At 38.2% G+C, this 18,784-nt stretch carries 28 protein-coding genes; 8 read left to right on the plus strand and 20 right to left on the minus strand.

From position 1 onward, the window contains the following. Window positions 1–8: 8 nt before the first annotated feature. The 10 genes from CHB72_RS07870 to CHB72_RS07915 are packed head-to-tail and all read right to left on the minus strand — an operon-like array spanning window position 9 to window position 7,498. Window positions 9–248: a hypothetical protein gene (locus CHB72_RS07870; RefSeq protein WP_089282337.1), complete on the minus strand. Its 240-nt coding sequence runs from the start codon at window positions 246–248 to the stop codon at window positions 9–11. Window positions 249–263: 15 nt separating this feature from the next. Next, a complete protein-coding gene (locus CHB72_RS07875; protein WP_089282338.1) occupies window positions 264–710 on the minus strand; it encodes a hypothetical protein in 447 nt (148 codons plus the stop codon). Between the two features lie 9 nt (window positions 711–719). Further along, window positions 720–1,577 (minus strand): hypothetical protein, encoded by an 858-nt coding sequence (locus CHB72_RS07880; protein WP_089282339.1) that lies wholly within the window; start codon window positions 1,575–1,577, stop codon window positions 720–722. A gap of 5 nt (window positions 1,578–1,582) precedes the next feature. After that, window positions 1,583–2,191 (minus strand): hypothetical protein, encoded by a 609-nt coding sequence (locus CHB72_RS07885; protein WP_089282340.1) that lies wholly within the window; start codon window positions 2,189–2,191, stop codon window positions 1,583–1,585. After that, a complete protein-coding gene (locus CHB72_RS07890) occupies window positions 2,191–2,616 on the minus strand; it encodes a hypothetical protein (RefSeq protein ID WP_089282341.1) in 426 nt (141 codons plus the stop codon). The genes CHB72_RS07885 and CHB72_RS07890 overlap by 1 nt, the downstream gene beginning before the upstream one ends. A gap of 12 nt (window positions 2,617–2,628) precedes the next feature. Further along, window positions 2,629–3,099, minus strand: a complete 471-nt coding sequence (locus CHB72_RS07895; RefSeq protein WP_089282342.1) for a hypothetical protein — start codon at window positions 3,097–3,099, stop codon at window positions 2,629–2,631. Window positions 3,100–3,153: 54 nt separating this feature from the next. Beyond that, the gene (locus tag CHB72_RS07900; RefSeq protein ID WP_089282343.1) at window positions 3,154–4,137 is read right to left on the minus strand and encodes a hypothetical protein; all 984 of its coding nucleotides are present in this window, start codon (window positions 4,135–4,137) and stop codon (window positions 3,154–3,156) included. Window positions 4,138–4,166: 29 nt separating this feature from the next. After that, window positions 4,167–4,580, minus strand: coding sequence for a hypothetical protein (locus CHB72_RS07905; protein WP_089282344.1), 414 nt, complete (start codon window positions 4,578–4,580; stop codon window positions 4,167–4,169). Beyond that, the gene (locus CHB72_RS07910) at window positions 4,580–6,013 is read right to left on the minus strand and encodes a coiled-coil domain-containing protein (protein ID WP_089282345.1); all 1,434 of its coding nucleotides are present in this window, start codon (window positions 6,011–6,013) and stop codon (window positions 4,580–4,582) included. Before CHB72_RS07910 ends, CHB72_RS07905 begins: the two co-directional genes overlap by 1 nt. A gap of 15 nt (window positions 6,014–6,028) precedes the next feature. Then, window positions 6,029–7,498 carry a hypothetical protein gene (locus tag CHB72_RS07915; RefSeq protein WP_089282346.1) on the minus strand — a complete coding sequence of 490 codons (1,470 nt, stop codon included), beginning with the start codon at window positions 7,496–7,498 and terminating at the stop codon, window positions 6,029–6,031. A gap of 166 nt (window positions 7,499–7,664) precedes the next feature. Between CHB72_RS07915 and CHB72_RS07920 the strand changes: the two genes are divergently transcribed. Then, the gene (locus CHB72_RS07920; RefSeq protein WP_089282347.1) at window positions 7,665–8,381 is read left to right on the plus strand and encodes an ATP-binding protein; all 717 of its coding nucleotides are present in this window, start codon (window positions 7,665–7,667) and stop codon (window positions 8,379–8,381) included. Between the two features lie 39 nt (window positions 8,382–8,420). Here the strand turns inward: CHB72_RS07920 and CHB72_RS07925 are convergent, their stop codons facing one another. The 4 genes from CHB72_RS07925 to CHB72_RS07940 form a co-directional block, all read right to left on the minus strand. Beyond that, a complete protein-coding gene (locus CHB72_RS07925; RefSeq protein WP_089282348.1) occupies window positions 8,421–9,806 on the minus strand; it encodes a hypothetical protein in 1,386 nt (461 codons plus the stop codon). Further along, on the minus strand, window positions 9,799–10,353 hold the full coding sequence (locus CHB72_RS07930) for a hypothetical protein (protein WP_089282349.1): 555 nt from the start codon (window positions 10,351–10,353) through the stop codon (window positions 9,799–9,801). The genes CHB72_RS07925 and CHB72_RS07930 overlap by 8 nt, the downstream gene beginning before the upstream one ends. 177 nt (window positions 10,354–10,530) lie before the next feature. Further along, the gene (locus tag CHB72_RS07935) at window positions 10,531–12,249 is read right to left on the minus strand and encodes a hypothetical protein (protein ID WP_089282350.1); all 1,719 of its coding nucleotides are present in this window, start codon (window positions 12,247–12,249) and stop codon (window positions 10,531–10,533) included. Further along, window positions 12,246–12,806: a hypothetical protein gene (locus tag CHB72_RS07940; RefSeq protein ID WP_089282351.1), complete on the minus strand. Its 561-nt coding sequence runs from the start codon at window positions 12,804–12,806 to the stop codon at window positions 12,246–12,248. Before CHB72_RS07940 ends, CHB72_RS07935 begins: the two co-directional genes overlap by 4 nt. Before the next feature lie 246 nt (window positions 12,807–13,052). On the opposite strand from CHB72_RS07940, the gene CHB72_RS27715 reads away from it, so the two are divergent. The 3 genes from CHB72_RS27715 (at window position 13,053) to CHB72_RS07950 (ending at window position 14,936) form a co-directional block, all read left to right on the plus strand. After that, window positions 13,053–13,184, plus strand: coding sequence for a hypothetical protein (locus CHB72_RS27715; RefSeq protein WP_278277819.1), 132 nt, complete (start codon window positions 13,053–13,055; stop codon window positions 13,182–13,184). Window positions 13,185–13,274: 90 nt separating this feature from the next. Continuing rightward, on the plus strand, window positions 13,275–13,817 hold the full coding sequence (locus CHB72_RS07945) for a phage antirepressor KilAC domain-containing protein (protein WP_176431262.1): 543 nt from the start codon (window positions 13,275–13,277) through the stop codon (window positions 13,815–13,817). A gap of 540 nt (window positions 13,818–14,357) precedes the next feature. Beyond that, the gene (locus CHB72_RS07950; protein ID WP_141131360.1) at window positions 14,358–14,936 is read left to right on the plus strand and encodes a hypothetical protein; all 579 of its coding nucleotides are present in this window, start codon (window positions 14,358–14,360) and stop codon (window positions 14,934–14,936) included. 114 nt (window positions 14,937–15,050) lie between these two features. On the opposite strand, the gene CHB72_RS26405 is transcribed toward CHB72_RS07950, so the two are convergent. Genes CHB72_RS26405 through CHB72_RS26410 form a run of 3 tightly spaced genes read right to left on the minus strand, consistent with a single transcriptional unit; the run spans window position 15,051 to window position 15,558 of the window. Beyond that, window positions 15,051–15,209, minus strand: coding sequence for a hypothetical protein (locus CHB72_RS26405; protein WP_176431264.1), 159 nt, complete (start codon window positions 15,207–15,209; stop codon window positions 15,051–15,053). After that, the gene (locus CHB72_RS07955) at window positions 15,206–15,412 is read right to left on the minus strand and encodes a hypothetical protein (RefSeq protein ID WP_089282353.1); all 207 of its coding nucleotides are present in this window, start codon (window positions 15,410–15,412) and stop codon (window positions 15,206–15,208) included. The genes CHB72_RS26405 and CHB72_RS07955 overlap by 4 nt, the downstream gene beginning before the upstream one ends. Continuing rightward, on the minus strand, window positions 15,409–15,558 hold the full coding sequence (locus CHB72_RS26410) for a hypothetical protein (RefSeq protein ID WP_176431265.1): 150 nt from the start codon (window positions 15,556–15,558) through the stop codon (window positions 15,409–15,411). The genes CHB72_RS07955 and CHB72_RS26410 overlap by 4 nt, the downstream gene beginning before the upstream one ends. 111 nt (window positions 15,559–15,669) lie before the next feature. Between CHB72_RS26410 and CHB72_RS07960 the strand changes: the two genes are divergently transcribed. From CHB72_RS07960 to CHB72_RS07975, 4 genes are all read left to right on the plus strand, one after another. Then, complete coding sequence (locus tag CHB72_RS07960; RefSeq protein WP_089282354.1) at window positions 15,670–15,918, plus strand: hypothetical protein; 249 nt, start codon at window positions 15,670–15,672, stop codon at window positions 15,916–15,918. Window positions 15,919–15,939: 21 nt separating this feature from the next. Next, window positions 15,940–16,251 carry a DUF4406 domain-containing protein gene (locus CHB72_RS07965; RefSeq protein WP_089282355.1) on the plus strand — a complete coding sequence of 104 codons (312 nt, stop codon included), beginning with the start codon at window positions 15,940–15,942 and terminating at the stop codon, window positions 16,249–16,251. Window positions 16,252–16,327: 76 nt separating this feature from the next. Continuing rightward, window positions 16,328–16,630 carry a hypothetical protein gene (locus CHB72_RS07970; RefSeq protein ID WP_089282356.1) on the plus strand — a complete coding sequence of 101 codons (303 nt, stop codon included), beginning with the start codon at window positions 16,328–16,330 and terminating at the stop codon, window positions 16,628–16,630. 11 nt (window positions 16,631–16,641) lie between these two features. After that, complete coding sequence (locus CHB72_RS07975) at window positions 16,642–16,899, plus strand: hypothetical protein (RefSeq protein ID WP_089282357.1); 258 nt, start codon at window positions 16,642–16,644, stop codon at window positions 16,897–16,899. 313 nt (window positions 16,900–17,212) lie between these two features. Here CHB72_RS07975 and CHB72_RS07980 read toward each other — a convergent pair whose 3' ends face one another. The 3 genes from CHB72_RS07980 to CHB72_RS07995 form a co-directional block, all read right to left on the minus strand. Continuing rightward, on the minus strand, window positions 17,213–17,506 hold the full coding sequence (locus CHB72_RS07980) for a hypothetical protein (protein WP_089282358.1): 294 nt from the start codon (window positions 17,504–17,506) through the stop codon (window positions 17,213–17,215). A 177-nt stretch (window positions 17,507–17,683) separates the two neighbouring features. Beyond that, window positions 17,684–18,361, minus strand: a complete 678-nt coding sequence (locus CHB72_RS07990) for a 3'-5' exonuclease (RefSeq protein ID WP_207652521.1) — start codon at window positions 18,359–18,361, stop codon at window positions 17,684–17,686. Between the two features lie 90 nt (window positions 18,362–18,451). After that, window positions 18,452–18,757 (minus strand): hypothetical protein, encoded by a 306-nt coding sequence (locus CHB72_RS07995; protein ID WP_089282360.1) that lies wholly within the window; start codon window positions 18,755–18,757, stop codon window positions 18,452–18,454. Window positions 18,758–18,784: the final 27 nt, after the last annotated feature.

Raw genomic sequence — 18,784 nt, forward strand, 5'->3', positions numbered from 1 at the left:
ATTCAGCATCATACTTTGATTTCGTTGCTGTTTGTTAAGACAGTTGGTCGAGTACTTGTATTAGTACTCGCAGTACTTAAATGGGGTCGGTCACTTCTGAAAAATAAATAGGTGATAGATACTACAGTCAGTGTAAAGGCTAGTGAAAAAGCAATTACAGCTATTATCACAGCCTCAGCAAGTCTTTGATTAGTCCTATCTAATTTATCCAGAACATCTTTGTAAAGTTTTAAGTCGTTATCACCCACGACTACCACCCCTCTCTAAACTGTGACAGAAAACTCTATGACAGTAGTGAAGCAGTACACATTATTCTGGTCTACGCTACTCTCATATGCAGTTAAAAATTTTGTTTCATAGCTCTCTAAACCACACATAATAGGAAACTTGTTATTGAAAAGCTCAACTAAAGAAGACGATATATTGTGTGCTAAGTCTACGTTATCTGTAGTATAAACATCGAACACAACTGGTGTAGAATAAACCAAATAGTTATCCGTATCTATCCGTCCCCCTGGTGGGGTATAGAAAGTAATCAAAGGGATATACTCAGTTAAATTCTGAGGCTTTGACCTTTTCTGAATCTTTCTTGCCTTAAGCAGGAGTAACTCCTCTTCGAGTAGACTACTATCTATCTGTAAATAGTTTAGTACAGCTTCTGAATTTGATAACATCCGATACACATTATTATATAAATTTGTTACTATCATGCCGCCCACCTACACTTTCAAAGTATTGGTGTAAATGTAATCCGTAATATCTACGTCGTTTATATGCTTTAGGTAGATGTCTACAACCTGGTCCCTAACTTCTTCAACAGACTTCTCAAACCATCTATAGGCTTGCACATCCTCACCAATATATGTTCTAAAGTTAGACACCATCTCAGCATACTTATCTGGAGCTATTTTGGTACCGTCTTTCTTACTTGGAGGGTCTGTGCCGCCAACCCCACCAATTGCAGAACCAGTCTCTCGGATATTTCCTCCAAAGTCTTTCCACTGACCATCTTTCTTGCTCCTACTCACAATAGAGGAACCTACACTAGCAATACGATAAGGGTTGGGATCACCAAGACTACGTGTAAAGCCATATTGACTGTATAGGGAAGCATCTGAGTACTCCCCTGTACCTATCTCGTAGTACCACCCAATATGTGAGTCCTTAAAATTATTCTCCATTGCCTTTACCTGTGTTTCAAGCACATCATCTGACTTCCATTTAAGGTAGTCTACAGCTATGGAACTTGCTAGTGCAGCAGCTCTCTCCGCGTCAGATGTCTCTAGCCCGCCAGCCAGTTTAACAGTATTAAACTTAAGAGGTAGTGAGTTAACATTCCTTTTAATAACATCTTGAAGCAGATCCCTTATTTCCTTTGTAGCAGCTTTTAATGCTTGCCTAAGGTCATTTACGTATTTAACACTGTCGAACCTTAGTAACTGGTTGCCGTGTCTGGGTACTGCTTTAGTTGGTTTAAAATCTACATTGGCAGATCTAAAGTTGCTATAACTTTGTTTGGCACTACTTCTGTATCCGCTATACCCTCTCTTTGCTCCGCCCATACTTCTTATTGCCACTATAATTACCTCGTTTCTGTAGACACTGTGATATGGCTAGTACCTAAAAATGTAGTGGTGTCAATACTAAGTAACTTAAACTCCTTGTAGCTGCCATTAATCTCGATACTAAGCCTATCTGTATTACCAAGCTCCAAATACGGAGCATGTACTTTATAGATCATTTCATAATGTTGTCCATGTTTCTTCTGCTCAAGCCCGCCACCGATAAACTCAATATAAACTTTGATATCACTGTACTTATCAACAGGACTCCTAGTAATATTACCCTTCGTATCTGCTGATTCAAATATTGTGAATACCTTCAGCTTGCTATTACAGGAGATCATCCTTGTGATAGTAGTAGCCAGAGCACCCTCTATTACTTCTGGGTAATTAGCCATTACGAGGTAGTGCTCAGATGTAACGTTGTTCCTAACAATCATGCCATTTTTCACCTGTAACTCGGGAAAAAACTGACCCTGCCGGTGAGATTCAAGTGATATCTCACTAAAAAACTGTCTGGTAGCCTTACCCACCAAAGCTGTTGTACTGAAAAGCTCATTGTTACGCCCGTCAAATACTGTAACAGGTAAACCTTCATCTTCTATAATCTCACGTTTGGTTTCTAACACTATTCATCACGCTCCATCTTGGCTAACGCCATTAATGCAGAGTCAGGGACTACCACTTCGACAGTTTCAATGTTTGCTAATGCGTGTTCAAATAGACCTAAAAACTCAGCAGCTAGTGCCTGCCAATCAACTTTACTACGCTCCCAGCTAACTTCAATAGTGGATACCTTATGCTTCAGTCTGTTAGCCATAGTAAGGCATAGTAAGTAGCTCATGTAGTACTGGACAGCGGCCTCTAGGAACATTAGATCAGATTCATCTGTTATCGTACTATAGGCAGGTACTCTCTTGATTACCATACTTTCTGATAAACCCGCCACCCCTTTAGATTGGATGGATTGATCAGAGAGCTCGCTCTTCTTAACACTTAGTTTAGACCTTACCTCAGTTTCAAAGCCCTCTGTTAGTATTTTTGGCTCATACATTAGTAACACGTCCTAACATAAATAGGTTATAGAAATAACAGGTCTGCTGCTTGAGCTTATTTTAAATGGGTCACCTGAGTCATATAGAGTGCTTTCACCTGGCATTAAGGGTATAGGGCCCGCATTGTCATTAAACTCTACCTGTGCAGATCCTCCGTACCTTACGTCTATTACAACACGCTTGGTGCCGTTCATTGGCGTAAAAGTCTTTTGCTCATTTAACCTAGGCTGATACGTGAACTGGCATATCTCTATCATTTCATACTGAATTTCACCTTCGTTTGATTCCGCAGCACTATTACATATTTCACCAACACTATCACTTTCGCGAACACCCTTATCATATTCACCAACTTGTGTATCAGTTTCTTTATTTATACAATCACTTAACATTTCTTCTAGTTTAGTGTTCGGCATCCTTTTAAGCTTAGACATCTCATAACCGTACTGTGTTAGCTTACTTATAAGCTCTTGCTTAATCAAAACTATCTACCCCCTTGTAAAAAGACCACTACTTGTGTAGTGGCTCTCTAGTTATTATGAAAAAGTACCTAGCGGAACTACCGCATCTGAAAACAAGAAGCCTGCCACATTTGAAATCATTCTCTGGTCAAACCATCTTTCAGCCTCAACAACAGTAGCCCTTCTACTAGTCTCATACCACTTTCTAACCTGTACTGGCCCCGCCCCATCTTTATTCCACATAAAGCTGTATGCCAAGGCAGCAGTTTTCTTACCTGGTCTACTAGGAATATAAGCAAGTACTACTGAATTACCCCAGATGTAATCTAAAGGCTCTAACTGTCCTGCCTCAACTTGACCAGGGTTATTAACACTGGACACAAGAGCTGAACCGACCAAAATCTGGTCTACCCCAAAAGCTGTAGACATTAAGTCAGTGGTAACAATACCTTTCTGCACATACTTTATGATGTCTACTAATTTAGGATGTAGCTTTAAAACATTCATAACAGGCTCTGACATGATAATAGTATTTGCTCTTAGCCCAGACTTCTTATGAATAGCTTCTCTAGCTTTTTGAACGTCTAAAATAGGGTCAGAATTTGTGTAGTCAGACCACTTAGCTGGAGCACCCGCTGCACCCAAAGTGATTCTAAGATCAGCGTGGTATGCATTAGGATTCAGCACCTTGTTAGCCGCGTCCACTTCCTTGTTCATGAGAATACCCTCAGTAACTAATTCTGTACCCTCAGTTTCTAGGTTAAACTCATCATCGGCATTTTGCTTTTCTTCGTCGGCGATTGCATGTCTTAAAGCATGGCCCTCAGCAAAGTAAGACTCATCTGAGAATGTCCAGTTGATCTCGTTTGCTTCTGTACCAGGTGCTCTGTGGTCATCATTAGTTCTGAACCTTTCCATACCATAAACATAGAATCTGTCAGATTGCTTGTTTACTACTATAGGTTTAAAAATCTTATCTCCAATATACTGCTCATTGCTGTACCCAATAGAAATGTTGGACAGAGCTTTGTCTATATGAAGTCTTTGTACTACTGGCATCTACGTCACCTCAACTCTCCAAAAATTTATTATATCGTAATTACGTGGTAAGCCATTCTAACAGGAATAACGTCACCATCCTCGGCCGCCTTCTCTGCAAAACCTAAAACATTGTATGTTCCTGCATCACTCGGTATAGCCTTAGCTACCCCGCCAGCACCTAGTATTACCCTACTCATAGCAGGTATGACCCCACTAGCCTTGATAGAAGCAATGCCCTCAAGTTTTACAGCAACATTTCTGTTAGTCTGGCTGCCGCCCGCACTAAAAGCAGAATCATTAGCTCTCTCATCGTTATCTATAACACCTAAAGGTATCTCATTGTCAGCAGTAGGCTTCTTGCACTTATTCTCACCAGAATGTACTACCCCAGTATATAGCTTAACACCGTCTGTATCTTCAATCTGATAAGTCTTTTGAAGTCTTGTAAATTGACCCGCCATTATTCTTCATTCCTTTCTTTCAACTGCGCGTACACAATTTTAGTAGCTTCCCCTATAGAAACTTTATTCTCAGTGGCATACTTAGCTGCCTCCGCCGCCACATGATCCCTAAACTCCTGCTCATCCTCAAAGTCTTCTTTAGTAAGATTCTGACCTTTCTCACCTTTAACTCTAGTTGTACTGATCTTAGTACCCTCAAACTTGCTCTTTACTTCTTTCTCAAAGCCTTGTGCGACTTCTTTGATTTCATCGATAGAAAGAGTACCCAAGAACCTTTCATACATAGCCTTGTTGAAAGCATTACCTTGTGCTCTAACACCTAATTCTAATGTAGAAGTTGTTAAATCACTTCGATAAGTGTCCGCAAGACCTGCTTTCTCAGTCAACTTTTCATTCTCAGTAGTTAGCTCTGCAATTGTAGCATTCTTAGCTTCAATAGACTTCTCTAAGTCAATCTTGCTATCTGTGAGTTCAGTTACAGATGTTTCATGCTCTGAGATTTTAGCCTCGTACTCGCCCACCTTAGTATTTAGATCACTAAGCTGAACATCAACGTCTGACTTATACTTTTTCAACGAAGCAACAAACTCTTCGGGCTTATCAGACTGCAAACCAAATACAGATTTAATTTGTTCTAGAAATTGCTTAAAATCCAACTCTTCACTCCCTTTCATATTCCTTTCTGGTGTATCGGTAAAAAATACCGGGCCATCTTTTGAGTAGTACATTGATATAATACTCTCCAGAGGAACATTCTTTATATTATCTACTACATATAGGTTAGTCCCCTTATCAAATTCCTTAACACTTTCAGTAGAAAAATTACGAACAATACTTGCTCTGTCACACGCCCCCGCGTACACCAGAGAGTTTTCAAGTAATTCACCCTCACCATCCTCACCTACAATTACAAGACATGTAACAGCTTCGTCACCTTGATCAGTCTCAACGACATACTTTCTACCAGGTATATGCTCACATTTCCACCACTGTCTTATGTCGTTACCACAGATACTGCACTCAAAAGTCTTGGCGTTAAAACCTATAGACGTATCAAAAATTGTACCTGCATCTATGCCTTTTGAGACATCATCTGTAGTCATGCCACTTTCGGTGTTCCTGCCTAAATCCATGTAAAAGCTACCATAGACAGACTTAATAAGGTCGCCACCCTCAGTTTCTTCCTCCACCAGTCTTGCATCAAAAGACCTACCTATAGGTAACTTACAATTATCGTGTGACATCAGGAGCCCTACGCCCCTGTTGGCATCTTTAGTAAACTTGCGTAACAAATTCTCATGAACAGTTGAGTAATAAGACGTAACGCCTGTATCAATCATCAAATCATCAAAGACATAAGTGTTTTCCTCAGTAAGAGGCACCATTGAAAATTTATTAATCTTCTCCAGTTGTTGTGCTGTTGGTTTTGGCATTTATTCATCTCCTCTCTATTCTTCGGTATTTCCGCCCGCCTGTGGGTTAGTGTCTGTAGTACCCGCAGGTGTTTCACCATCACCATTAGTGGGGGTTGTATTGTCTATAGGCCCATCAGCTACTGGGGCGTGGCCTACTGCCAGCTTAGCTGCTTCCTTTTGGTCTATCCAACCTTGATCACGCATAAATTGTATATTTATAAGTTTAGTCTGCCTAAACTGTTCCTGTTCGAGGTCACTACGAATTTCTGACGGCTTAAATTTAAACTCAACAACACCTTGAAGTCCCTTAATATTCAAGAAAAGTGTCAAAGCCCTGCTTATAACTCGCTCTACTACATTTTGGATACCTTCTATACCCTTCAAGTAAAGCTTAATCTCAAGCTTTGCAAATGACTCAGTGTTACCTGTAGACCTTCTTCCTAGTATAGTAGATAGTGTCTTTAAACCTGCTGTCACTAGACCATCTAAAGCACTCATTAGCTTATCTGGATCTATCATCGCCCCGCCACCTTTACCACCACCAGCAGTATCTACTGTCACTGAATTAAAGTGTACAAAGGCATCATCCGGGTCTAAGTTATTATACATGTTAATAATCTCATTTAACTTATCACTTAACCACTTTTGCTTCTTTGCTTCGTTACTCCTGATACCTATGGGCATACGGTTTAAAAGAACTTCTTCGAGAATCGTAACATCAAACCTGGGGTAGCCTTGATTGTGAACAACTGCTTTTATATCGTTTAACACTTGAAGTTGAAATAACACTATGTTTAGTGCACCTAGTATTGGTGATCTACCATACGGGTCATCAACCATAGCGTCTAATTCCTCGTAGAAAAATGTAGGACTGTCTAAAGATATGCTCTCATCATCTTGATACGGCACGTATCTGTCATTCTCAAACAAAAAGTCTACAGTAACAGGGTCTACAGGAGCTAAGAAAGCCACATCATCTAAACCGTCTGTTAAAACTAGTTCCATAGATGCCGCCCCACGTACAACTGTTGTAAGTATTAGTTGATTTAACACTTTACGTATATCTCTAGAGCTCTGAAACTGTTCAACATTCGGTTGTGCCAGTCTCTTAATAAGTAGATCAACTTCTTCCTTACCCTGCTCAAATTCGTCATCATTTTCTACATTAGTGACACTAATAACGTACTCTGAGTTAGCCAGTCTGACAAAGTTCCAGACAGCAAATGACACATCTGGATGAGCATCTATAAGTGCATCAGTCAAATCTTCTACTGAGGATTTACCTAACTGCTTGTCATCTAGTTCTAGATCCTGCTGTGTTTTCCTAGGTAAAGCACCAAAACTACCGCCGCCCCCAATCGTAAAGCGGGGGATAGTAGTCCTAGAACCACCAAAATCTGGGACAGAATCATACTCAGGAGTATTTGAAGTGGATATTTCACCACTTGCATAGCTAGTTTTTATATTCTTAATAACACTGCCTAATTTGGTCAAAAATTTCACTGATTCACCCCCCTACGCACTTAGTATAGGTACAAACTGTAAAAACGTAACGCAAAATAAAAACTTTTTTAGCTACTTAACTTGTCTAAGTTTGTAAGGTATATAACTATAAGAAAATGAAACAGTTTGCAGAAAGCAAAATTAACCTAGAAAGGGGATTGTATGAGTGAGATACTCTAAATGTAATGATTGTGTATTTAGTCACAGATGTGATATGAAAGGCAAAGAAGGTATAATACAAGAAGAAAGGGGTAGACTTTTTCAGTGTGCTATTTGTCATAAGTATAACGCAGTAAATGAATGTTATAATGGAATGAATATCCCCCCGATATATAAAGAAGCTAGTATAGCTAATATATACAAAGAAAGATTGAAGGATTTATTTAATGAACTCTTTACCCCACCCACCAAAATATTTGATGAAAGGTTAAATATTATATTACATGGTACCATGATGGGAGCAGGTAAAACATATGCTGGCTGTGCAATGTTAAATGAGTTCCTGTACTTTATAATAGAGCATATTAACTTATTAGCATTAAAAAAAGATAAAGAGATAAGTGAACTAGACCCTATATACTTTATAAGATTCAGGGACCTATCAGAGCAGGCAAGAAACTTTAGATTCGACTATGAGACAAAAGAAATGCTTAGAAAAGCTAAGGAATCTTGGTTAGTCTTGCTAGACGATGTTGAGGTAACTCCTGACGATATACACTCAATAAACCTATTATCAGACATTATAGAGTCTAGATACAACATAGGTAAGCCCACTATAATAACTACAAGTATGGACGATATAATCGACATCGAAGCAATGTTTACAGCTAAAGCATGGTCTAGATTAAATAATAATATTAAGATAATGAGACTCACAAAATAGCTACTACTTGAAGGCCCCTCACCTAGAGGGGCTTATTTACTAGAATTCATAGTAATCTACTTTAACTTCCCTATTATTAGGGACACTGGAGTGGTCTGTATCCTTCTGAAACAGCTTATGCGTATTCTTAGCTTTCCACTGTTCACCTAAATACATATTATAAACGCCCTTTATTATAAAATTATTTAGCTTATATGGGTACTTTCCCCCCGCCTTTTCTACATTTTTAAAAGAGTCAAGTAGGTCATTTAGAGAATATTTCTCTCTTGCCTCCACATAACTATCTAAAAACTCACTAGTCATGTCACTATTAGTCATTTTAGTAAAAGGATATGCTTTATTAATACCTTTTAGCTCTTCCCTTAACAGCTCTTCACCTATACCTAACTTATCAGCATATATCTTCAAGGACTTCTCACTACTAGACTTCTTTTTGGTGGCGGGCTTAGGATAGCCTCTATTAATAATATTTTCAATAATATCTACACTAACGAAACTAGTAGGACACATTAACTTATTAGTACCCTCTTCAAGTTGTTTAAGGTACATATCTAAAGCCTTCATTATATCGTTATGAGTATAAGCCTTTACACAATCAATATAACCTAAATAGAAGTTCCTTAACTTACTGCCTTCCTTGAGAGACATTCTATTAGGGATAATATCTAATAGCTCAAGACTATTCTCTATAACATCTAGAGTAGTATGCTTCATCAAGTAGCTAAATAGAGCATCATCACCTACAAACATTGGAGGTCTTTTCAATTGAATTTCATTATCATCTGCCCCCTCCTTAGATTTCTGGGGTAAAATAATACTATTTTCTAAATGCGAAGCATTATCAGTTGTGCTAACACTATAGGCTATAGGAGAATTATTTTCTGCTACCTTTAGCTCATCGTTTAACTTATTTCCATAATTATCCATATGACCTGTATGTTTTGTATGTTTAGAAGAAGTCTCTGAAGAAGTCTCTGTATTACTAGAGCTAGTCAATTTGACAAATTGGCTTTGGCAATCTGACAAATTGGCTTTGTCATTTTGACTAAGGGGAATTGTTAATCCGAGAACATTTTCAGTATTTTTAAAGATATCATCTAGCACTTTATAATCAATTCTATACCACTTCGTTCTGTCAGAGGCAACAAGGTTATATTTGTCACTTGTTATTAGCAGTTTCTTAGTCTCCAGTTTTTTTATAGCTCTGACAATGGTGCTGTTACTCCAGAATGGGAAGTTCTTTTCCCATTCTACGTAGCTATTATACGTCCAATAGTAACCATCTCTTAAATTGCTGTTTTTTGCTTTATTTTTTAGTACCCAGTAGTTAATTTGTTGTAATATTATAGCCTCGTTTAGACCTATCTCAGCCGCTAGTTCTGGTATTACTACCAATGGTTGGGAGTCTAATAATATTTTACTCAATATAGTCCCCTCCCACGTACTGCCTATTTTTACGCTCTGTGTTGACTTTATACCCGCCCTCTGCTGGCTTTATGATCTTACCTGTTGAAAGTGCATTATCCATTGCTTCAACTACGTTGCAAAACAGGTAGCTTCCATCATACAGTCTGGGTAATCCGCACTCCCTCTCTAGCAAGTTCATCACATTACCATCTGCTCTGTACTTATCCCTGAGTTTTGATCTAGCTATAGTTGCGTTACATCTATTTATATAATTATTGTAAACAGGCTTGAATCTGTTCACTTGGTATGCCCATAGTGCATCCAGTGACTCTGGTTCTACTAATGTTATATAGTAGCTGTCAGCTTCTATGTCTTTAGCTTTAGCTAGTACTGAAGCTAAGCCAGTAACTGACCTCCCTATATATATAATTTGGTTGTCCTTAATAAGGAAGTACACCATGTTAAGATTTCCCAACGTATCAATACTGCTACTCTTTTCCAGTATAACCTCTAAGGATTCTTTCATCGCAGTACCTGCAATTTCTTTCATCTTGTTTTTTTCCATAAAAATACACCCCCGATAAATTTTTAGTTCTCCGTATTTTAAAAATGGTGGGGCGGGTGGTTACGGAGGATCACCACTTTTTTCGATAGCTAGTCTAGCCCCACATAAATAGTATAGGTCAGTCTTGTAAAAATCTAACCTATTTTTATATACCCGAAAAACTTTATTTTGTTAAGCTTATCTCCTGTTATTAGCACCTGCTATAATCGGCATACTCCAATTCTCTACTGCTTCTGGTTCATCTGTTGAACAAATCCATGCCGCCCCGCACCTAGCATCTGAGAAGTCTTTGCTACCACCTTTCTTTACTGGCGGGTGGTCTATTTTATTTCCATTAATTAACTGAATATACTTTAATTCCTCATTAGCATTTCTACGCTTATCTTCCGGGTCATCTATCGTATGATCCAGTAGCTCTATATTAGACGTATATATTAGCCCTTTTAGATTCTGGTATATCTGTACTTGGAATGGGTTAGAGAAGTTTTTGTCTTCCGCGTCCACCCCGTACATCATCAACCTCTGCACTACATCTGCAGAGTTAAATTTATCAAATATAGCCTTTTTAACAAATACCTGTGTGCATATCTGCTCCAGTATATCTGCTACATTTAGTAAGTCTACTGGTAACCTGTCTTTTTTGGATGGCTTCCATTCTATGAGTAAATCCTCTACAGGTTTGTTTACCCATTTACTTACTGTCTCCCCCTCCTCAGTTACTTCTATGAGGGTGGGCTCCCCATGCATTAAACAAATCGCATAACTGTCTGTATTTACCCCACCGTCCCCGCCAATGTAGTAAGTGTAAGCAGGGTCAAGTACAAGATTATGCAACTGTAATCCAGTAAAATGCTTCTGTACCCCATTATGGAGGGTGCGGGTGGTGATAACCTCTTCTATTATTAAACCAGAACATTGTGCTTTCTTACCCAGTTGTATTGCATCATCTATACGCTCTGGGAACTTAAATAATCCCTCTGCATATTTAGGTGCTATACACTCGTACTTAAGGGCAGAGCCTTCAGGGTCCCTTTCGTAGTCTTTCTGTAAGCTTTCCCTGCTAATAGTTGGATTAACCTCCCAAGAGGCACCTGTTATACCGTATACTTGCGGATCTGTAAATGACTCATTAAACTTCATGTTCATCATGTCCCCCTCATGGCGGGGGTAACTAATGAAAATTAGTAAAATATTATTATTATACCTCGATAGCGCAGACGACCTTAATATTGAATATGAGTCCTCCGCTTTCTCTGGTTCAAATCCTGCAATCTCGTCAAATATTACAACCAATGGGTTGAAACCCTCAAAAGAGTCTGCCTCGGAGTGGGCGGAGTGGGCGGTTATGTTCTTATAAAATCTTACTTGATTTTTAGTTGTCTGGAACTCGTTAGGTAATGCACCTGGTGTTTCAGCGGGATTGTATAGTACCTTCTTAAACCATCCACAGTTAGTGAGGCGGGCCTTGAACTTCTTAAAAAATACACTGTTAGCTTGGTACGCATTAATTGCTACGTTAATAACGTCGATTGGTTCATCTTGGCCGAAGTTGAAATAACCTTGAGGGTCATTCATGCAACACAGAATATAACACATATATGCCAAAATTCCACTGGCAAGAAAGTCCTTACCACTACCTTTTCCCAGCATGCATGCGATTTCTGTTATTTGTTGTAATGTTTCATCACAAGCTGTTTTATCGCCTGTAAGTTTATACTGGATCACATCGTTTACCACTTCAAGTAACTCTGTTTGCTTTCCAGGGTAGGGGGATTCACCTAAATAATCTTTGCTTTTAAAGAAAGTAACTAGATCAACTGGGTCCTCTCGCCATGCACCAGTTTTTACTATATTATTCTCAGCTAGATTAATAAAATCTTGTAATAAGTTCTTCATCTGCCACCACCACCGAACATATCACCAAACCACTTAGTACCTTTTTTATTTTTTAATTTATCTATTATAATAGGTATTGCTTCGGGTGAAACCTCTTTTACTGTTTCCATGATAATTTCCATAAACTGTTTTATGTTGTCATAGTCACTAATTTCTCTCTGTATCTCTATCATTAGCTTTAGTGTTTCCCGCATCTCACCTGAAATAGCCTTAAAGTGATGTGGATTCATTACCCTACCTTTGTCTGCTGCTGCTTCTTCCATAGTGTCAAGTATATTTCTTGCTTTACTATACAAGTCAGAAGTCTCACGCACTATATCTATATTGTTATTTACAACTTCTACTAGTCTTTTTTCGTTACTTTTTACTACTTCCTTGCTTATTCCCGCCACCTTTTCAATAAACCTACTAACAGTGGCTGCACTTAATTCCTCACCATCAGGCAGCTTACCAGAAGATGTTATCTCATCTACAATTTGTCTGTATGTTAACCCACTGTAGTATAGAGAAGCTATTTCTTCTTCTAGTTTGTACTTCTCTATTTTAGATTGTGCCATTTTAACCCCTCCCCAAAAATTTTTCTACATATATAGGTTAGTCCAGATAAAAATTTACTTAACTTTCAGCGGCGGGCGCGGTATATAATAATGTACCAAAATTATAATCCTCCGTTATATTTTGTGTTTCGCCTTCCCCTCTCCAATGCAGGTTGGGGGAGGTGCTACATAACCGGTAGAGATATAGATGCTCTGTCGCTAGTGGCTAAAAGTTAAGCCTTAAATTTTAATTCGAGGAGGAGTAAAATGAAAAATTTGCAAGTAATTCGAGGTGTAAGAGGTTATTTAGACGGAGATGGCGTTGCAATGCTAAATTTGGAAGACTGTGCTAGAGGATTAGGCTTCACAGAAACTAAAGGTGACTACATTAGATGGTAGAGACTAGAGGGATACCTAGCGGAATTTGATTTCTCCACTTGTGGAGAAAGGCCAGAGTACATCCCAGAAAACATTTTTTACAGGTTATGTATGAAAGCGAAAAATGCAGTAGCAGAAGCTTTTCAAGCTAAGGTGGCTGATGAGATTCTACCAGCCGTTAGAAAGCATGGCGCGTACATGACAACAGAGGTGATTGAAAAGACATTGTCCGATCCTGATTTCATCATTGGTTTAGCTACTGCATTAAAGGAAGAAAAACAAAAGCGTATGGCGGCGGAGGCAGAGATTCAAGTTATGCAGCCTAAAGCACTATTCGCTGATTCAGTATCAGCATCTAGTACCACTATCTTAGTAGCAGATCTGGCAAAGTTATTAAAACAAAATGGTATCGACACTGGGGAGAAAAGATTATACGCATGGCTTCGTGAAAATGGTTATCTGATAAAAAGAAAGTGTGCCGATTATAACATGCCCGCTCAAAGGTCTATGGACTTAGGACTATTTGAGATTAACGAATCTACCATCAATAGACCAGACAAAGAACCAATTATTAGAAAAACCACTCGTGTAACAGGTAAAGGGCAGCAGTACTTCATAGATAAATTTATAAAGCATTTAGCTAGTGAATTTTAGCAGGGAGCCTCTAAACAGCTCTCTTGTGTTTAGAAGAAGGGGCGGCAATATGGAAGTGCAAATAGAAAAGATAGTAGCGGAACTACTAATAAAACAATTAAAAACAGAAAAAATACGTGTACTTATAATAGGAAGAAACTGAAAAGGTTTTAAACTAGGACTTGCTCCGGGGGAGCAGAGGCAGAATGATGTTTTAATTCAATTACATGGTATAGATTTTTTAATTGAACAGCCTTTATACGATAGGTTAAATAGTATTAGAGTGTATTTAGCAGGACCAAACTTTCATGCTATATATGTAGAAAAGCCCAAATGATACGTCTTTTTGGGCTTTTGTTCCATCTCTAAACCTCGCATTGTTTCGTTAAAAATATTGATTTTTAAAAAAGTTATTCACATTTTTATAAAATTTAGTTTCACAATTGCCTGAAAACCATTATATTTTGCAGGACTAAAGTCCTGCTGTTTGTCGAAACTTGCGGTAGAAAGTTGCAGGACTTTGGTTTGTTTTGGAGAATCGAGTAGGTGGGAGGTGATATTGTGGACTATGAGGTTGTTAAACCAAATCTAATTACGCAATGCAAGAAGGAGAAAGAGTTCAATAAGAGGATGCAGAAGACCTTAGGGAAGAGAATGAAAAGAATGTCTAGTCTTACCTTATCTTATTCACAATGTTTGCCAATAACCGAGTTATCTGGAAATTTGCGTTTACTTATACATCAACATGAAAAAGGATTCTCATTTAAAATTGTTAGTACCTCAGAAAAGATAGGTTATGTATTTGCTTTACTAGAAGAAGAAATAGTGAACGTCTATTTTGTAGATGGCGAAGAAATTTTTGAGGAAAGGTCTGTGATTGGTCGAGGTATTATCGGAACTTTAGTAGCGGGTCCCTTAGGTGCTATTATTGGTGGTCTTAGTGGCCTAAGTCAAGCAAAGGCACAAGATAAATATATGATTATAAAAACCAATGAATATAACATTATTTTTAAATTTATATTATTTGAGAAGCTTCAAATTGGGATACTTCAAAAAGATTTTAAAAAAGCTTTGAAAGAAAAAATAATAACAAAAGATTCTAAAAGACAACAAGAACTGAAATTTTTGGATAAACTATAAAAATCATATCTAAAAATGCTTTCATATAGAATTAACAACCAACCATCCTTCTAATTCTGCAAAAGGTTTTATAAAGATAAACGGATGAAGTTCTCATTCCCTTCATCCATTTACTTATTTTAGATTGATGTTGGAAAATAATGCTTCACAACCATAATCCTCTAAAAATTCCTCAAAACTAATAGGGGCATCATCTACTCCCTGTGTCTCGCACCAGTCTTCGTGTATTATTAGATATATTTCGTACTTATACCTTAGTTCATCTCTGGTCATTTACCCTTCCTCACCCCTGCCATTATCCTGAATTTGTACACACATGCTTCTGACAATAGGTTCCTGTCTCTGTTTCTGATTCTGATATGTGGGCACACACACTTTCCATTGGAGCCATTATACATCTTAAGCCATTTACAGTTATAACACTTCTTTTTTAAATCCGCTTGAGAATATTTATACCTTAATTCATCTCTATTCATTTACCCTTCCTCCTTATCCTCTTTTGTTTCCTGTTGGCAGCATATGTTAAAAACTCATCTTCTGATAGCTTTTCTTTCGCCGCCCGCCTTGCTTTTAAACCCTTATAAATCAGGCTTACAGCTTCTTCTTTGCCTAGAACTTTCACTAAAACACCACTTCCTTTCTTACTTTTATATACCGGAAAAATAATAAATAGTTAAGGGTTAACTTTTGCGGGCGAGCACGGTAAGTAATAATAGGAAAGGAAGTGATGTTATTGGTTTTTCTTGCCATATTTTACTTATCATCTGTGGTTGTTTTTTATTCTTTCATTTTTGCCTTGCACCTAAAATGTATTGCTGATGGAGGGTTTTATGGTCACTTATCAACCAGACTTGATAAACCTGAATCTGATAGTTCCTTGTCAGGAACTATGGTGCTAGGATTACTGCCTGTGCTTAACTTGATCGCAGTACTAATGCTGTTCTTAGTGGTATTCAAAGGTTTAGACTTAGGGGAATTATAGAGGGGGGAGGATGGAGTTTCAATGAAAATTTACATTGCAGGTAAGATAACAAAGTGCCTTAACTTCAAGGCTAAGTTCGGGGCCGCAGAAGAGAAACTATGTGCGGAGGGGCACATAGTAATGAATCCTGCGGTGCTACCCGGTCGGTTTGACTTCGATGACTACATGCATATTTGCTATGCCATGATAGACGTGTGCGATGCAGTATACTTTCTAGACAACTGGCAGGATAGCAGAGGTGCTAAACTAGAAATGGAGTATAGTATTGCATCTGGCAAAATGGTATTATTTGAAGCTATGCAGGCTGAAAACCTTGGGAATATGATGATTTAGTAGAATGTATAGAAGTGCGCCAAGTGGAAAAGGCAATTAAGATATAGGAACCAGTAAAATAAGAGGAGGAAATTATATGAGTGAAAAGGTAAATCGAATGGACATTAAAGAATTTAGAGAAATGGGTCTATTAGCAGAGCTTAATAGGGCTTTCTTACATCCTTTGGGATTGGCCTTGGAGGTGTGCATAGAAGATGATGGCACTGAAAAACTTGGCGGCATACAGGATTATCGGGATGACCCAGAAGGAATGCTTTATTCAAAAGAGTATTTCCCTGCTGATAAAATCAAAAAAGCACAGGACTTTATCGCAGGAAAACATAAACAACGATGGGAAGCTTTAGGGTTTATTTACCAAGATGTGGATAATCCAGAATAGGTGGTGGTGCAATGCTTTTTCAAGAATTAGATGCATGGGCATATGATATTGAGCTAGAGTATAATTACCGTAATGGTATTAGCAGTAAGAAAAAGAGACAGCATGTGAAGCTATGTGCTCTAAGAGATGCCTTATACGCTAAGTATAAAGAGGAATTTGAGAAGTCACACAACCCAAGATCTTTTAGTATACCTGCGCCAAAGTGCTGTGGCTTAAGATCCGGTATAATTCCGCCACCACCACCTAATAAAAGTGTTAAAATTCAGTAAAAAGGGAGATGATAGAAGTTAGTGTTTACTAGCTTCTATTACTTTATGGAGGTGGTTGTGTGTCTAGAGGAATACATGTGAACAAAACGTGGGGAAACTACGCTGTTGGATTCGAGAGAGTTACAGTAATGAAGTGGTTACGTTGTCCCCGCCCACTGGTGCTATCCAATAGTGTGTTCATATCTTTAGAAAGTGCACTATACTAATAATAACCTCCTTATTATATAAATAGCTCTTTTAAAGAGCAACCCTCACCTTTTATTTGGCGGGGGTTTTTTCTATCAGTACAAGTTTATTTAAATTGTGGGCGGGATCAATCAAAGTCACCATAAGATAAGTCTTCATCAACAAATGAATCTAAGATGTTGCACATATTACCAATAAAAATTTCGGTGTATTCCCTAACAAAATCATCTAGTGTACAAATAATATCCCCACCCCATTCAATGCCACATTCATCTGTTGCTAAAGTGTGTTCACCCATCTCTTTGTGTTTTAGGAGCTTTGTATCATCTACCATCTCACTGATTACCTCATCTAAATCCCAACCTTCTTGAAGCTCTAAAAACTGTTTTACTGCCATTAATGTTTTCTTATCTACTTTCATATTTATCCTCCTCATCTATTTGTTTGGGTATTACAGGCGAGGCGACGTAGAAACTACAATCTGTAATCCCTTTCCTGTAACACTCTTCACCAACATGTAAAGCTATATGCTTACAGTCAGAACAAGTTTTTCTTTTGTGGCATGAATTGCATAAACAAGACCACATACTGTTGCCCCCTAATCATTAGTAAGAATGTTGTAACAATCTGTTACAATTTCAATCTGGTGTAACACATCGTCAATTGCATCATGCGCGTTGTTGTTTTCATATCTTGCCAGAAACTGCTCTCTTGTCTTGCCTACCTTAGTGTAAGCCAGCTCTAAAATTGTCCTCACGTCTCTATCGTTCCTGTAGTTTATAGGGTACTTAAGTCCGAGATTCTCCATCTGAGTTCTAATGAGGTTGTTATCAAACAGTGTCCCATCCCCCCACAAGTATACGGCACCTTCCTGCTCGTTCAGCCACCTACAAAAACATCTAACTAAATCATCACTTGACATACTTCCTCTATTTAAAATATCCTGTAGAAGCTCTTTATTGGTGTTTAGCCACCACTTAATAGTTGATCCGGTTGTTTTCATTGTTTCATTCATAGTAATATTTGCACATTCGTTAAATATTCTTCCTACATACCCTGTTCTAATATCAAATGTGGCGGCTGCAAGCTGGATAATATTAGAATCAGGTTTATTACCTAGTGTCTCAATATCAACCATAATATCTGTTCTACTTGAAACTGCGGGCGGGTAGTCATCAGCTTTTATAATAACCTCAGTGACTACCCTCCTCTCTTTACGCCATCCTTCTTCGCTCTTAATATAAACGTCTCTTTCCACATTCTCATTAATTCCCATATCTATCCCCTTCCCATTCTATTTAATATTTACAAAGTAAGTGATCCATAGGCTCCACCACTCTTAGGCGTGCCTACGTGGGCGGGTGAGCTAAGCAACATTTAATACATATACTTCTATTGCACCTCTACCCTTTTTACAGAATGTCCAGCCACTTTCAATTTCAAAACCTTCGGGCATTCTAGGATAGTATCTAATAAAATCTTCGGATATGTCATCTGTTGTAAATTCTGGGTTTTCGTCTAAAAATGAAAAGTCGGACTCTAGTTCATCACAATCATGCATACACCAATCTAGAAAATCTTTCTTAGATTTAAACAAGTCTTTTCTTCCAACTATGCCAGTTAAAGAACCACAACCACCCTCGTAAAATGCCATTGTAGTAAATTTACTCATTTTCTCTCTCCTCCTTTCATCCCAGTC

Source organism: Anaerovirgula multivorans (assembly GCF_900188145.1).
Taxonomy (GTDB): Bacteria; Bacillota; Clostridia; order Peptostreptococcales; family Natronincolaceae; genus Anaerovirgula; species Anaerovirgula multivorans.

Excerpts from the sequence above, each read along its gene's own strand:
- CHB72_RS07930 (WP_089282349.1), bottom strand. The coding sequence starts at position 10,353 with ATGGAAAAAAACAAGATGAAAGAAATTGCAGGTACTGCGATGAAAGAA.
- CHB72_RS07890 (WP_089282341.1), bottom strand. The coding sequence starts at position 2,616 with ATGTATGAGCCAAAAATACTAACAGAGGGCTTTGAAACTGAGGTAAGG.
- CHB72_RS07900 (WP_089282343.1), bottom strand. The coding sequence starts at position 4,137 with ATGCCAGTAGTACAAAGACTTCATATAGACAAAGCTCTGTCCAACATT.
- CHB72_RS07905 (WP_089282344.1), bottom strand. The coding sequence starts at position 4,580 with ATGGCGGGTCAATTTACAAGACTTCAAAAGACTTATCAGATTGAAGAT.
- CHB72_RS07875 (WP_089282338.1), bottom strand. The coding sequence starts at position 710 with ATGATAGTAACAAATTTATATAATAATGTGTATCGGATGTTATCAAAT.
- CHB72_RS07975 (WP_089282357.1), top strand. The coding sequence starts at position 16,642 with ATGCTTTTTCAAGAATTAGATGCATGGGCATATGATATTGAGCTAGAG.
- CHB72_RS07980 (WP_089282358.1), bottom strand. The coding sequence starts at position 17,506 with ATGAAAGTAGATAAGAAAACATTAATGGCAGTAAAACAGTTTTTAGAG.
- CHB72_RS27715 (WP_278277819.1), top strand. The coding sequence starts at position 13,053 with ATGAAAAATTTGCAAGTAATTCGAGGTGTAAGAGGTTATTTAGACGGA.
- CHB72_RS07970 (WP_089282356.1), top strand. The coding sequence starts at position 16,328 with ATGAGTGAAAAGGTAAATCGAATGGACATTAAAGAATTTAGAGAAATG.
- CHB72_RS26405 (WP_176431264.1), bottom strand. The coding sequence starts at position 15,209 with ATGACCAGAGATGAACTAAGGTATAAGTACGAAATATATCTAATAATA.
- CHB72_RS07910 (WP_089282345.1), bottom strand. The coding sequence starts at position 6,013 with ATGCCAAAACCAACAGCACAACAACTGGAGAAGATTAATAAATTTTCA.
- CHB72_RS07945 (WP_176431262.1), top strand. The coding sequence starts at position 13,275 with ATGAAAGCGAAAAATGCAGTAGCAGAAGCTTTTCAAGCTAAGGTGGCT.
- CHB72_RS07990 (WP_207652521.1), bottom strand. The coding sequence starts at position 18,361 with ATGGGAATTAATGAGAATGTGGAAAGAGACGTTTATATTAAGAGCGAA.
- CHB72_RS07940 (WP_089282351.1), bottom strand. The coding sequence starts at position 12,806 with ATGGCACAATCTAAAATAGAGAAGTACAAACTAGAAGAAGAAATAGCT.
- CHB72_RS07935 (WP_089282350.1), bottom strand. The coding sequence starts at position 12,249 with ATGAAGAACTTATTACAAGATTTTATTAATCTAGCTGAGAATAATATA.
- CHB72_RS07955 (WP_089282353.1), bottom strand. The coding sequence starts at position 15,412 with ATGAATAGAGATGAATTAAGGTATAAATATTCTCAAGCGGATTTAAAA.
- CHB72_RS07965 (WP_089282355.1), top strand. The coding sequence starts at position 15,940 with ATGAAAATTTACATTGCAGGTAAGATAACAAAGTGCCTTAACTTCAAG.
- CHB72_RS07995 (WP_089282360.1), bottom strand. The coding sequence starts at position 18,757 with ATGAGTAAATTTACTACAATGGCATTTTACGAGGGTGGTTGTGGTTCT.